The 12,801-nt window shown below is 60.4% G+C and carries 10 protein-coding genes, 2 rRNA genes and 1 pseudogene (1 of these 13 running past the window's edge); 8 read left to right on the top strand and 5 right to left on the bottom strand.

Annotated features, from left to right (window positions below; translation table 11 throughout):
* The 5 genes from K3819_RS24545 to K3819_RS24525 form a co-directional block, all read left to right on the top strand.
* A 23S ribosomal RNA gene (locus tag K3819_RS24545) occupies positions 1 to 467 on the top strand; it begins 2,424 nt to the left of the window's first position.
* Positions 468 to 623: 156 nt separating this feature from the next.
* Positions 624 to 739: ribosomal RNA gene (gene rrf, locus K3819_RS24540) — 5S ribosomal RNA — on the top strand.
* 147 nt (positions 740 to 886) lie between these two features.
* Positions 887 to 1,546: a paraquat-inducible protein A gene (locus tag K3819_RS24535; protein WP_039766393.1), complete on the top strand. Its 660-nt coding sequence runs from the start codon at positions 887 to 889 to the stop codon at positions 1,544 to 1,546.
* Entirely contained in the window at positions 1,533 to 2,156 is a 624-nt protein-coding gene (locus K3819_RS24530) for a paraquat-inducible protein A (protein WP_007951771.1), read from the top strand. Before K3819_RS24535 ends, K3819_RS24530 begins: the two co-directional genes overlap by 14 nt.
* On the top strand, positions 2,149 to 4,452 hold the full coding sequence (locus tag K3819_RS24525; protein ID WP_221398103.1) for an intermembrane transport protein PqiB: 2,304 nt from the start codon (positions 2,149 to 2,151) through the stop codon (positions 4,450 to 4,452). Before K3819_RS24530 ends, K3819_RS24525 begins: the two co-directional genes overlap by 8 nt.
* 214 nt (positions 4,453 to 4,666) lie before the next feature.
* Here K3819_RS24525 and mksF read toward each other — a convergent pair whose 3' ends face one another.
* From mksF to mksB, 3 genes are read right to left on the bottom strand one after another with little or no spacing between them, the layout of a single operon-like run.
* Positions 4,667 to 7,507, bottom strand: coding sequence for an Mks condensin complex protein MksF (gene mksF / locus K3819_RS24520; RefSeq protein WP_221398102.1), 2,841 nt, complete (start codon positions 7,505 to 7,507; stop codon positions 4,667 to 4,669).
* On the bottom strand, positions 7,504 to 8,205 hold the full coding sequence (gene mksE / locus K3819_RS24515; RefSeq protein WP_011335946.1) for an Mks condensin complex protein MksE: 702 nt from the start codon (positions 8,203 to 8,205) through the stop codon (positions 7,504 to 7,506). The genes mksF and mksE overlap by 4 nt, the downstream gene beginning before the upstream one ends.
* Positions 8,195 to 9,475 carry an Mks condensin complex protein MksB gene (mksB, locus tag K3819_RS24510; RefSeq protein ID WP_170928981.1) on the bottom strand — a complete coding sequence of 427 codons (1,281 nt, stop codon included), beginning with the start codon at positions 9,473 to 9,475 and terminating at the stop codon, positions 8,195 to 8,197. Before mksB ends, mksE begins: the two co-directional genes overlap by 11 nt.
* A 231-nt stretch (positions 9,476 to 9,706) precedes the next feature.
* On the opposite strand from mksB, the gene K3819_RS24505 reads away from it, so the two are divergent.
* Together K3819_RS24505 and rimI are read left to right on the top strand one after the other, a co-directional pair.
* Positions 9,707 to 10,459, top strand: coding sequence for an energy transducer TonB (locus K3819_RS24505; protein WP_221399730.1), 753 nt, complete (start codon positions 9,707 to 9,709; stop codon positions 10,457 to 10,459).
* Positions 10,452 to 10,904, top strand: coding sequence for a ribosomal protein S18-alanine N-acetyltransferase (gene rimI, locus K3819_RS24500; protein ID WP_039766383.1), 453 nt, complete (start codon positions 10,452 to 10,454; stop codon positions 10,902 to 10,904). The genes K3819_RS24505 and rimI overlap by 8 nt, the downstream gene beginning before the upstream one ends.
* A gap of 128 nt (positions 10,905 to 11,032) precedes the next feature.
* Here rimI and K3819_RS24495 read toward each other — a convergent pair whose 3' ends face one another.
* On the bottom strand, positions 11,033 to 11,437 hold the full coding sequence (locus K3819_RS24495) for a serine kinase/phosphatase (protein WP_085613414.1): 405 nt from the start codon (positions 11,435 to 11,437) through the stop codon (positions 11,033 to 11,035).
* Between the two features lie 141 nt (positions 11,438 to 11,578).
* Between K3819_RS24495 and can the strand changes: the two genes are divergently transcribed.
* Positions 11,579 to 12,223, top strand: a complete 645-nt coding sequence (gene can / locus K3819_RS24490) for a carbonate dehydratase (RefSeq protein ID WP_007951756.1) — start codon at positions 11,579 to 11,581, stop codon at positions 12,221 to 12,223.
* Between the two features lie 8 nt (positions 12,224 to 12,231).
* Here can and K3819_RS24485 read toward each other — a convergent pair.
* A pseudogene (locus tag K3819_RS24485) lies at positions 12,232 to 12,758 on the bottom strand (lysine methyltransferase).
* Positions 12,759 to 12,801: the final 43 nt, after the last annotated feature.

Here is a 12,801-nt window from a genome sequence, read left to right as displayed (position 1 = left end):
TACTCCGGGGATAACAGGCTGATACCGCCCAAGAGTTCATATCGACGGCGGTGTTTGGCACCTCGATGTCGGCTCATCACATCCTGGGGCTGAAGCCGGTCCCAAGGGTATGGCTGTTCGCCATTTAAAGTGGTACGCGAGCTGGGTTTAGAACGTCGTGAGACAGTTCGGTCCCTATCTGCCGTGGACGTTTGAGATTTGAGAGGGGCTGCTCCTAGTACGAGAGGACCGGAGTGGACGAACCTCTGGTGTTCCGGTTGTCACGCCAGTGGCATTGCCGGGTAGCTATGTTCGGGAAAGATAACCGCTGAAAGCATCTAAGCGGGAAACTTGCCTCAAGATGAGATCTCACTGGAACCTTGAGTTCCCTGAAGGGCCGTCGAAGACTACGACGTTGATAGGTTGGGTGTGTAAGCGCTGTGAGGCGTTGAGCTAACCAATACTAATTGCCCGTGAGGCTTGACCATATAACACCCAAGCAATCTGTAGACTCGAAAGAGACCAGATTGCGGTGTGTGAAGACGCAATGAACCGAAAGTTCGACGCTCACAAAACACCGACAGCTGTCACATACCCAATTTGCTGAAGCGAGACCATCCGGTCACGAGTCAGTAGCCGAATTTCTTGACGACCATAGAGCGTTGGAACCACCTGATCCCATCCCGAACTCAGAAGTGAAACGATGCATCGCCGATGGTAGTGTGGGGTTTCCCCATGTGAGAGTAGGTCATCGTCAAGATTAAATTCCGAAACCCCAATTGCGAAAGCAGTTGGGGTTTTGTTTTGTCCGTTGAAAAGTTTTACTCGCGACAGCGAACAAATTTGCACAGTTATTTTCGAATCAGAACACTAGAATAGCCCCACCTTTTTCGGAGCCAGAGCCTTTATGTCAGATCCGGTTGGCGCCCAAGGGCTGTCAGAATTACCGCTGGAAGACTTGGTGGCCTGTCATGAGTGCGACCTGCTGATGCGCAAGCCAACCCTTGCTCATGGCGAAAAAGCCCTCTGCCCACGTTGCGGTTACGAACTGTATGCCCATCGCCATAATGTGGTGCAGCGCAGCCTTGCCCTGGTGATTGCGGCATTGCTGTTGTACATCCCGGCAAACTTTTTACCCATCATGCAGCTCAATATCCTCGGGCAATCCTCGCAGGATACGGTATGGAGCGGCGTGCTCGGTCTGTTCAACACTGACATGCAGGGCGTTTCGATCGTGGTATTTCTGTGCAGCATGGCCATACCGCTGCTCAAGCTGCTCTGCCAGTTGTTCGTTTTACTCACAATTCGCTTCAATGTCGGCCGCAGCTATGGTCTGTTGCTCTACCGCATTTATCACCACCTCAAAGACTGGGGCATGCTTGAGGTCTATCTCATGGGCGTCCTTGTCGCGATCGTCAAACTGGCGGACATGGCGGCCATCACCGTCGGCCTCGGTCTGGCATGTTTCATCGGTTTGTTACTGGTTCAGGTCTGGCTCGAAGTGGTGATGTCGCCGCACCAGATCTGGCAGGCGTTATCAGGAGAAGATGCCCATGCGGGCGATTGATGCAGGCATTCTGATCTGTACCGAATGCCACGAACTGAACAGGCAGGATACCGACAGCGATGTGCAGACCTGCACCCGATGCGGTGCGCTGGTTCACGCCCGGCGGCCCAACAGTCTTGCGCGAACGTGGGCGCTGTTGATCACGGCTGCGATTATCTACATCCCGGCCAACGTGCTGCCGATCATGACCGTCAGCTCGCTTGGTCAGGGGGATCCGAGCACGATCATGTCCGGTGTCATCCAATTGGTGCAGCACGGCATGATTCCCATCGCCGCCGTGGTGTTCATCGCCAGTATCCTGGTGCCGACATTCAAGCTGGTGGGCATCGCGCTGCTGCTGTTTTCCGTACAGCGCCGCCAGCCCTTGTCCGCACGTCAGCGGATCTGGATGTACCGCTTCATCGAGTTCATCGGCCGCTGGTCGATGCTTGATATTTTCGTGATCGCCATTCTGGTGGCGGTCGTCAACTTCGGCCGGCTTGCCAGTGTCGAAGCCAATCTTGGCGCCATCGCCTTCGCCAGTGTGGTGATTCTGACGATGCTCGCCGCTGTCACTTTCGATCCCCGACTGATTTGGGATAACACGGAGTCGGACGCCGACCATGACTGATTTGCCTGTAGCGAAAACCCGACCGGCTTCGAACTGGTCTGCCATCTGGGTGCTGCCCCTGATCGCCCTGATTATCGGCGGCTGGCTCGGCTGGCGTGCCTACAACGAAACCGGCATCGAGATTCAGGTGCGTTTTGAAAGCGGTGAAGGCATTCAGGCCAACAAGACTGAAGTGGTCTACAAAGGCATGCCGGTCGGCAAGGTGAAGGCCCTCAAGCTCGATGATGAAGGCAACTCCAAAGGTGTCATCGCAACTATCGAGATGAACAAGGATGTCGACCAGTACCTGAAGACCAGCACCCGTTTCTGGCTGGTCAAACCGAGTGTGACGCTGGCCGGGATCACGGGTCTGGAAACTCTGGTATCGGGTAACTACGTCGCTATCAGCCCTGGTGAAGGCGAACCGACCCGAAAGTTCAAGGCCCTGGCCGAAGAACCGCCGCTGTCGGACTCCAAGCCCGGCCTGCACCTGACGATCAAGGCCGATCGCCTCGGTTCGTTGAATCGCGGCAGCCCGGTGTTCTACAAGCAGATCAAAGTCGGTCAGATCAAAAGTTACGTGCTGTCGGAAGACCAGAGCACGGTCGAGCTCAAGGTGTTCATCGAACCGACCTACGCCAAACTGGTGCGCAAACACACACGATTCTGGAATGCCAGCGGCATCAGCATCGACGCCAACCTGTCCGGCGTGAAAGTGCGCAGCGAATCCCTGGCCAGCATCGTTGCCGGCGGCATCGCCTTCGCCACCCCGGAGAACCGCAAGGACAGCCCGCCCACCGATCCAAGCCTGCCGTTCCGTCTCTACGAAGACTTCGATGCGGCCGCCGCCGGCATCCGGGTGAAGGTCAAACTCAGCGATTTCGAAGGCCTGCAGGCCGGGCGTACGCCGGTTATGTACAAGGGCATTCAGGTCGGTAACCTGAAAGCGCTGAAGATCGATCCGGACCTGTCCAGCGCGACCGCTGAGCTGACCCTCGATCCGTTGGCCGAGGACTATCTGGTTACCGGCACGCAGTTCTGGGTGGTCAAACCTTCGATCTCCCTGGCCGGCATCACCGGTCTGGAAGCGCTGGTAAAAGGTAACTACATCGCCGTACGTCCGGGCGACAAGGGCGGTGCGCCACAGCGTGAGTTCGAGGCCCGGCCCAAAGCGCCGCCGCTGGATCTGCGCGCACCCGGCCTGCACCTGGTGCTGTTCACCGACACCCTAGGCTCGATCGATGTCGGCAGCCCGATCCTCTATAAGCAGGTCAAGGTCGGTTCGGTGCAGAGCTATCAGTTCTCCAAGACCCGCAAGCAACTGGTGATCGGCGTCCACATCGAGAAGGAATACGAAAACCTGGTCAACGCTTCGACCCGGTTCTGGAACGTCAGCGGCGTCACGCTGACCGGCGGGTTGACCGGCGGCATTCAGGTCAAGAGTGAATCGTTGCAGACCCTGATGGCCGGCGGCATCGCCTTCGAAACGCCGCAAGTCAAGGCACCGCTGCAAAAGCGCATTCCGCGTTTCCGTCTGTTCGCCAACCATGATGAAGCGAATCAGAAAGGCGCCGTCGTCACCATCAAGGTCGATCGCGCGGACGGTCTGCGCAGCGGCACCCCGGTGCGCTTCAAGGGGCTGGACGTCGGCAAGATCGAAAGCGTCGACCTGACCGATGATCTGCAATCGGTGATCCTCACCGCGCGCATCACCGAAGTCCCGGAGAAGATCGCCCGTGTCGGTAGCCAGTTCTGGGTGGTCAAACCGGAGTTGGGGCTGATCAAGACCTCGAACCTGGAAACCCTGGTCACCGGCCAGTACATCGAAGTGCAACCGGCAGCCAAGAACCTCGGCCCGCAGAAGAACTTCGTGGCGCTGGCCAATGCGCCGGAAGTCACCAAGCAAGAGGCTGGCTTGAGTCTGGTACTGAGCGCTGCCCGTCGTGGCTCGCTGAAACCGGGCGTGCCGGTCACCTACCGTGAGATCACCGTAGGCAAAGTTACCGGTTACGAACTGGGCCAGACAGCGGATCGCGTGTTGGTACACATCCTGATCGAACCGAAGTACGCGCCACTGGTGCGCAGCGGCAGTCGCTTCTGGAACACCAGTGGCGTCGGTTTCGACATCGGGCTGTTCAAAGGCGTAACGGTGCGCACGGAGTCGCTTGAGACAGCTATTCAGGGCGGCATTGCCTTCGCCACGCCGGACGGCGAGCAGATGGGCAACCCCGCGCGCGCCGAACAAACCTTCCCGCTGTTCGACAAGTTCGAAGACGAGTGGCTGAACTGGGCACCGAAAATCCCCCTCGGTAAATAATCCGGGAAATATGGGGCGTTGTTGAGGACGCCTTCGCGGGCAAGCCCGCTCCCACAGGTTTTTGTGTTGAATACAAATTTGTGTAAGACATCAATCCCTGTGGGAGCGGGCTTGCCCACGAAGAGGCCCTGTCATTCAGCACAAAATTCCGAGACATGAAAAAGGGCCGCGATCCAATGGATCGCGGCCCTTTTTTGTGCCCGTCAGTTACGCATCAAACCGCATCCAGCTCCGGCTCGTCGGCCTGGACATTGACGGTGGCCTTCACCACATCGTGGCGACGGATGTACTTCCAGTCCGCCTCGTCGATGTAGATCCCGGCCGGGCCGCTGCCGCCTTCCAGGTCGATGGCGACACTGGCGCAGACCTGCGGCTTCACGCTCGCCAGAATCGGCACGAAGCCCAGTTGCAGGCTGGTTTCCAGCAGCGCAGCCTGGTTCTTCTCGTCGATGTCCGCCGCCTCGTCGAGGTAGTACGGCAGGCGCACGCGACCGGCCAGGTCGCGGTCCATCAAGTGCAGCAACAGGTACATGTTGGTCAGCGCCTTGATGGTCATCGTGGTGCCGTTGGAGGCCGCGCCATCGATGTCGGTGTGGATAACCGGCTGGCCGTTGACCTTGGTGATCTCGAACGCCAGTTCGAACAAGTCCTTGAGGCCGAGCTGGTTGTGGTTCGCCGCCACCAGCCGCGCCAGGTATTCCTTGGCCTCTTCGTTCTTGTTGTCCTGTTCCGCGCTTTGGCTCAGATCGAATACCGACAGGGTTTCGCCTTCTTCGTACTGACCGGCGCTGTGGATGATCTGGTCGATGTGCTTGAGCGCTTCCTTGTTCGGCGCGAGCACGATGCGGAAGCTCTGCAGGTTGGACACCTGACGCTTGTTGATCTCGCGGTTGAACAGCGCCAGTTGGTGCTCGAGGCTGTCGTAGTCGCTGCGGATGTTGCGCAGGGTCCGTGCGATATCGGTCACGGCGGCACGACGGGCCTTGCCCAGGGTCAGGGCTTCGTCGGTACGGTGCGCGTAAGCGTTGATCAGCAACGACAGACGGCGCTCCATGTCGTCTTCACTGTCGAACTTGGCCACGCCTTTCAGACGCACCTGCGCGTACAGCGCTTCGATCTGGCCATCGGCACGCAGCAAGCCTTGCCAGCTGTCCTGATAGTCGTTGAGCAGCGGCAGCAGGTTGTCCATCGAATCGTCGACCGGATCCATGAACGGAGTGCCGAATGGCAGGTCCGCCGGCAACAGCTGACGACGGCGCAGGGCGTCGTCGAGGGTGCGTTGCTTGGCTTCCATGTCGGCGATCTGCCGGCCGACCAGTTGCAGCTTGGCCGACAGCTGCTGGACGCGCTCGGTGAACGCATCGCTGGAACGCTTGAGTTCGTCCTGCGCGGCTTCCATCTGCGCCAGTTGCTCCAGCTTGTCGCCTTCTTCGGCGCTCAGGGTCTGGGTGCGACGGAAGTCTTCCAGCGCTTTCTGCGCATCCAGCACCTGCTGGTACAGCGCTTCGGTCTGGGTCTTGCTCGCGGCGCGGTCAGCGGCCACGGCTTGCTGGGTCTTGAGTTGCTTGAGCTCTTTTTCCAGACGCTCTTTCTGATCGCGCAACGCGGCACGGTCGGCCAGCGCTTGCAGAGCCGGCGGCTCGATGTGCGAGATGTCGATCGACAGGCCCGGCACTTCGAAACGCTCGCCCTTGAAGCCGTCGAGGATCAGCTCCACGGACTTCACCCACTCGCCGTTCTCGTCGAGGGTGATGCCGTGCTCGCCCAGCGGCAGACTGAACAGCGCACTGTTGAACAGGCGCATCAGACGCTCGACATCCTGTTGCGAGAACTCTTCGCGCAGGCGCGCATAGCTGTTGTTGTCGGCGTGATCGAGTTGCTGCTTCACCGACTTCAGGCGTTTTTCCAGATCGCGAAGACGTTCTTCCAGATCCTCGGCGCTGAATTGACGGGACTGCGCCAGCGCACCGGCCAGTTCGTCGTGAGCGTCCTTGGCTGCCAGCAATTGCTGCTCCAGAACCTTGACGTCATCGACCAGCGCGAAGCGGTTCTTCAGCACCGACAGTTCACCGAGCCAACGCTGGATGCCGGAGATTTCCCGCTCCAGACGCATCAGTTCCTGAGTGCCACCGCGCTGATCGTTTTGCAGATCGTCCTGCTCGCGACGGTAGTGCTCGGCCTGAATGGTCAGCTCTTCCTTGCGCGCCGTGGCGTAGTCCGACCAGGTGCCGAGCAACGAGTCGAGCAGCGGCGACAGGCGATGCAGTTTGCCGCGCAGTACATCGCGCTGTTTCACGCCGTTGGCCAAGGCTTCGACCAACGGGCCGGCAGCTACCAGCGAGTTGTAGTCCTGTTCCATGCGACGCACATCGCGGAAGGCTTCTTCGCACGCGGCGATGTAATCGACGCTGCCAGAGCGCAGGCTGTGTTCGAACGCATCGAGGAACAATTGCTTGAGCTTGGCCGCGGTGATTTCGCGCATGTGCAGCAGGTTGATGAACAGCGCGCGGAAGGTCTTCAGGCTCTGCTCGCTGGTGGAGCGCAGCGGGATCAGCGTCAGATCCAGCGGGATCGACGTGTGACCGCCAACCAGCAAGCGACGCAGCTCATCAGGCTTGAGTTCGTAGGCTTTCAGGCCTTCTTTCTCAAGGTTGCTGAATAGCTCTTTCTGCCGCAGGCAAGTGTCGTTTTTCTGGTAGTGCGCCAGATCGAGCTTGCCGGCGTAGGCAAAGAACTGGTGACCGAAACCGCCGCCCGGGCCGCGACCGACCACGCCGATCACGTGCGGGCCATGAGGCAGGTTCACTTCGACGAGGATGTAGCTAGTGTCGGAGGCAAAGTAGAAACGCCGGGACTGCTCCAGGCTGTACTTGCCGAAACTCATGTCCGACATGCGCGCCAGGATCGGGAACTGCAAGGCGTTGATCGAGGCGGATTTGCCGAGGTTGTTTGCGCCGTAGACCGACAGCGGTTCTTCCAGCGGAAACAGGCCGAGGCTGTAACCGGCGGTGTTCAAAAGGGCAAAGCGGCGGATGCCGTAGCGTTCCTGGCTCATGCGTCGGACTCCTGTTCTTCGGCAATGGCGCGGGCCAGTGCGTCTTCTTCGCTCTCTTCCTCAAATTCGCTGAGATCGAGCGGGTCGTCGGTGGCGAGGAATTTCGCCTCGGCCTCTTCGTCGATCAGCACCGGTGCCGGCAGGGGCAGAACGCTGTGCACGCTGGCCGCCAGATCGCGGTCCTGCTGAACCGACAGGCAGACGTCGAGGAACCGGTGCATCGGCGGCAGGAAACGGTACACGCCGTTTTCCTCGCTGGCGAAGCCGAGCTGGGTCATGCGGCGCATGATTTTTTCTTCGAGTTCTTCGACGGTCTGCACTTCAGCCTGGATGAACAGGTCGCGGTACTTTTCCAGCAGCGACGGCAGCTCTTCACGGCCGAGGCTGCCACCGTCGAGCACGGCGATCGGGTCGCGGCCCTGATCGGCCAGATGTTCGACCAGGATGAAAGTGAACAGCGCCAGGCGCTGGGCAGTCTTGTTCACCGCCGCAGCCGCCATGTCCGGCACGAAGTAATAAAAACCACGGGTGTCGCAGACCAGTTCGAAGCCCAGTGCCTTGAACAGCGTGCGGTATTGGTCCTGGAAGTTCGACAGTTGTGCGTACAGCTCCGGGTCGCGGCGGCTGACGTGGTAACCCTTGAACAGCTCGCGGAAGATCGGCGCGAGTTGCGACAGTTCGGATAGATCAAGATGCATTGGGGATGCTCGCAGAATCCTCGGCGGCGGTGTCGGCGGCCGAGAGCAGGGCGAAGGAGCGCAGGCTGACCTGGTGCTCGTGAGTGTGATATTCGCGGCGTTCCAGACGCTCGCGCTTGAAGCGTTTTTCCCGCGACAGACGCGAGAACCAGTAAAGCAATTCGTCGGTGGCGCCGTCCGGTTCCTGCTCCAGCAGCCAGGTCATCAGATCCGGCATCGGCAGGGACTCTTCGCAGCGGTCGACCATCTCGCGCACGGTGCGCGGTGCACGTGGAGCATCGCCGGTCTTCTGCGACTTGTGTGCCTTGGGGAAGCGCGCCGGTTTCGGCTCGAAACGGGCCAGGGCGTAGACGTAGGCCTCAACCTGACTGGCGCTGCCGAGGAAGGTGCTTTGCGGCCGGGTGAACAGCGGCATCGCGGCTTGCGGTACGGCGTCAATGCCTTTGCGGCGGATCGCGGCCAGCGCCAGTGCAGCACCACGGGTCACGGCGTTGTGTCGGCGAGCCTCTTCACGCAGCGGCAGCAACAGTTCCCGGGCGTGACGCAAGGTCAACTGGGCACTGGTCTGCATTTCGAGGATTCGCGCGTGGGTGCGCAGCAGCATGTCGTCATCGACCAGATGGCCGAGGCGCTGCTGTTCGCTGAGCATCTTCAGCAGGACGGTTTCGACCTTGCGCACGCCTTGCTCGAAGGCGCCGTCGGCGTTCACCAGATCGATCATCGGCTCGACATATTCGTCCCAGGTCGCCAGCACTTCGGCATAACGCTGACGCAGCGGAATCTGCCGGTCGCTGGTCTTGGCCCGTTCGGCCACGGCCACCAACGCCTGTTCGTCGTTGTCGAGTTTCTTCAGAACGTCGCGCACGCGCATGTCGAGCAGACGCAGCTGACGGGCCAGATCATTGCCGTCACGGACGTCGAACGCATCCTGGATATAACCGGCCAGACGCTCGAGGTGACGCAGATAGGCTTCGATTTCCAGGCACAGGCCCAGACGGTGCTCGCGGCGCAGGTAGGCGAGGAAGTCGTGAATCTGCGCATTGAGCTCGAAACGGTTCGGGCTCTTGGCCACGGGAACCAGAATGTCGAGGCGGATCCACACGTCGAGCAGGCTGGTAATGTCCTGCGGCGTGCTGTCCAGTTGTTGGGCGGCCAGTTGCGTGCGCAGTTCGTTGAGGCTCAGGGTGCCCTGGTCGAAGTGCTCGCACAGTGGCTCCAGAAGTGCCCAGTGTTCAGCGAGGGCGCGCAAGACGCGCTTGGGTTCGATCATCGGAATGGCCGGCTGGTTGGCGATTAAAAGCCGCGATTGTACTGCATCACGAAGGATGCGATTCACTCTCGGGACGGGCTGTCGCTTTTCTTTGCGTCAAGGTATCGGTCAAGACTATCGATCAACAGCGGGCGATCTTGAGCGAAGGGCGGTAGAATCAGCGCACTTCAGTTATCCACAAGTGGCCGACCCTTGCTAATCGAGTCCCGCCGCCGCGCCTATTTGAACGCCATGCAGGTGGTCAACTGGCTGCCGCGCACCGAATTGCCCTTTGCCGCGCCATCACGGCCCGAGCTGCTGGACATGCCCGAGCCCGAGCCCGGAATTGCCGCGCCGGTGATTCCGGCAACCCCGGCCGAAGCGCCGGAGCAGCCGGCTGCGAGTCCGGTCGAGCGGCCGAAGATCGAGGTTCCGCGACCTTCGCTGGCCAGCACCCGTACGGGCGCCAAACCGGTCGAAGAAGTCGACGAAACACCTGTGGTGGCCAAGCCGGCGCCGGTGCCGCCACCGCGTTTCGCCCTGCAATTGCTGCGCGCCGGCCGTTGCCTGCTGCTGGTGGAGTTACCCACAGGCGAAGCCTTCCAGTCGCGCGATCCTGCCTATCTGTTGCTCAAGGACATGCTGCGTGCCGCCGGCCTGCCGGACGCGCCGCAGATTGTCGGTGAGCCGGTGCGCTGGCCGTGGCTGAACCGCGGCACGATGGATCAGGGCCCGGAAGCGGCCCGGGATTTCGTCCAGGGTTTCCTGTCGGTGCAGATGGAGGCGGCGCCGTGCGCCTGCCTGTGGCTGATCGGCCTGCCGGCGGTGCGCTTTGCCGGTGAAGCGGATGCTGAAGCGTTCAACCGTGAATTGCAGATCGAGGGTCTTGGCCTGGCGTGGGCCGTGCCGGGGCTGGAATTGTTGATGGAAGAGCCACAGCGCAAGGCCGCCGTGTGGCAAGCCATGCGTCGGCTGATGGCGCGCTGGAAAGAATCGAATGAGTGACGCTGTATCGTTTCGCCCGATGACCGAGGCGGATCTGGACGCTGTGCTGAAGATTGAATTCGCCGCGTACAGCCATCCGTGGACCCGCGGGATTTTTCTCGATGGCCTGGGCAAGTACCAGATATGGCTGATGTTCGAAGGCGAGCAACAGGTGGGACACGGGGTGGTGCAGATCATTCTCGATGAGGCGCATCTGCTCAACATCACGGTCAAGCCGGAAAACCAGGGGCGCGGGCTGGGGCTGACCCTGCTCGAATACCTGATGTCCCGCGCCTACGCCGCCAATGCCCGGGAATGTTTCCTGGAAGTGCGCGACAGCAACACCTCGGCGTTTCGCCTGTATGAACGTTATGGCTTCAACGAGATTGGCCGGCGCCGGGATTACTACCCGGCGGTCGGCGGGCGTGAAGATGCCGTGGTCATGGCCTGCACGCTCGTCGACTGATCCTTTTTAAAAGCTTCGCGAGCAAGCCGCTCCCACTTTGGGATTGAGTCGTTCACAAATGTAGTGATTCAATCAAAACCAATGTGGGAGCGGGCTTGCTCGCGAAGGCGTCATATCAGGCAACGAGATTAGCGCTTGCGATCCAGCGGATCGCGGCGCGCCAGTTCCGCTTCATCCAGCCCGTTGCCGCCGCCGATGTCGTCCTCGTGGACCACGCTCAGATCCCAATCCGCCGGGTTGCCTTCGCCAGCTTCCTCGGCGTCCCGCGCACCGTCTTCATGGATCAGGGTTTCCGGGCTGAGGTCGTCGTCGGTAGGTTCATGATCGGCGGTCGATGCCCCGGTCAAACCGGCTTCGCGCACGCGCTCGCGCGGCATAAGCTGCTCGCGCTCGCGTTCGGGCAGTTCATCGCCGATCTTCGCACTGGGCTCTTCATCGTCGAAATCCAGCTCGTGCACCGACCCCATGCGGTCTTCGTTATCATCGATGGGCTCCGGTTGCACCGCATCATATGGACGTCGTGAATCAGTCATGGCAAATCCTCATACTGTAGGCCTTACTGAGGTGGACTCACCGGGCGCGCGAGAATTCAAAGCAAATCACCCGCGATTCCTGCGTGACCCCGACGGGCGGTCGACTGTCCTACCAGCGCATCTTTCTTGAGGCCTTACAGCATGCATGACTTACAAGACCTGATTGATAACAACGAGCGTTGGGCTGACGCGATCACCAAGGAAGACCCGGATTTCTTCGCCAAGCTGGCCCGCCAGCAAACGCCTGAATATCTGTGGATCGGCTGCTCCGACGCACGGGTGCCGGCCAACGAAATCGTCGGCATGCTGCCGGGCGATCTGTTCGTTCACCGCAACGTCGCCAACGTGGTGCTGCACACCGACCTCAACTGCCTGTCGGTGATCCAGTACGCGGTGGACGTTCTCAAGGTCAAACATATCCTGGTGACCGGGCACTACGGCTGCGGCGGTGTGCGGGCGTCGATGCAGGATCGCCAGTTCGGCCTGATCGATGGCTGGCTGCGTTCGATCCGCGACCTGTACTACGAAAAACGCGAAGAACTGGCCAAGCTGCCGACCGAAGAAGAACAGGTCGACCGTCTGTGCGAGCTCAACGTGATCCAGCAAGTGGCCAACGTCGCCCACACCAGCATCATCCAGAACGCCTGGCATCGCGGGCAGAGCCTGTCGATCCACGGCTGCATCTACGGCATCAAGGATGGTCGCTGGAAAAGTCTGAACACCACGATCAGCGGTTTCGAGCAATTGCCGCCGCAGTACCGTTTGCGTCCGGTCGGCGCGCCTTGATCGGTCGTTCAGCGTAAACCTTGCCGACGCCGCCAGTTCAGCAAATAGCGCTGGCCTTCAATATTGGGTGTTTCGTCGTAACCGGTGATCCACCCACGGCAGTTCGAGGACCCGCAACCACAGGCAAACTGCCGCAGCAGTTTGTCTTCGGTGGCGGTGTAATCGATGGTCAGCCTTTCACCCTCCACAATATCGCGCAGGGCCCACACCCATAACTCGCTCATGTCGAGAAAGGTGTTCGGGTCGCAGCAATGCTCGAACGCGCCGCAAAAACGCGGATCGTAGAGGTGGATACCGGCCAGCAGTTGCCGGGTCTGCCGGCATCGATAGGGCAGCAGTTGGCCAGAAACCCGGCACATTCGGGTGATACGCAGGAATGCCCGGCATGCTACGACAGCGGTGGCCACGCCCTCGGGATCGTGAACAATCTCGAAATCCTGCTTCGACGGAAACCCATGCGCACGGGGAGCCCGGCAAAAGGATAAATGCCCTCGGTATCGCGCGCCGGTTTACCCGGTAGTGCGTAAGTGTTCATAACGGTCCTTGTTGGCTTCGGTGTCGCGACTTCCCTCGGCTGG

It is taken from the genome of Pseudomonas sp. 3-2 (genome assembly GCF_019710535.1).
Classification (GTDB): Bacteria; Pseudomonadota; Gammaproteobacteria; order Pseudomonadales; family Pseudomonadaceae; genus Aquipseudomonas; species Aquipseudomonas pharyngis.
The sequence above is the reverse complement of the archived record's forward strand: the minus strand, read 5'-3'. Positions and strand labels throughout refer to the sequence as shown.

What these genes read in the sequence shown, in the direction of transcription:
- K3819_RS24535 (WP_039766393.1), top strand. Translation starts at nt 887, where the DNA reads ATGTCAGATCCGGTTGGCGCCCAAGGGCTGTCAGAATTACCGCTGGAA.
- rimI (WP_039766383.1), top strand. Translation starts at nt 10,452, where the DNA reads ATGAGTGACGCTGTATCGTTTCGCCCGATGACCGAGGCGGATCTGGAC.
- K3819_RS24495 (WP_085613414.1), bottom strand. Translation starts at nt 11,437, where the DNA reads ATGACTGATTCACGACGTCCATATGATGCGGTGCAACCGGAGCCCATC.
- K3819_RS24530 (WP_007951771.1), top strand. Translation starts at nt 1,533, where the DNA reads ATGCGGGCGATTGATGCAGGCATTCTGATCTGTACCGAATGCCACGAA.
- mksE (WP_011335946.1), bottom strand. Translation starts at nt 8,205, where the DNA reads ATGCATCTTGATCTATCCGAACTGTCGCAACTCGCGCCGATCTTCCGC.
- K3819_RS24525 (WP_221398103.1), top strand. Translation starts at nt 2,149, where the DNA reads ATGACTGATTTGCCTGTAGCGAAAACCCGACCGGCTTCGAACTGGTCT.
- mksF (WP_221398102.1), bottom strand. Translation starts at nt 7,507, where the DNA reads ATGAGCCAGGAACGCTACGGCATCCGCCGCTTTGCCCTTTTGAACACC.
- can (WP_007951756.1), top strand. Translation starts at nt 11,579, where the DNA reads ATGCATGACTTACAAGACCTGATTGATAACAACGAGCGTTGGGCTGAC.
- K3819_RS24505 (WP_221399730.1), top strand. Translation starts at nt 9,707, where the DNA reads ATGCAGGTGGTCAACTGGCTGCCGCGCACCGAATTGCCCTTTGCCGCG.
- mksB (WP_170928981.1), bottom strand. Translation starts at nt 9,475, where the DNA reads ATGATCGAACCCAAGCGCGTCTTGCGCGCCCTCGCTGAACACTGGGCA.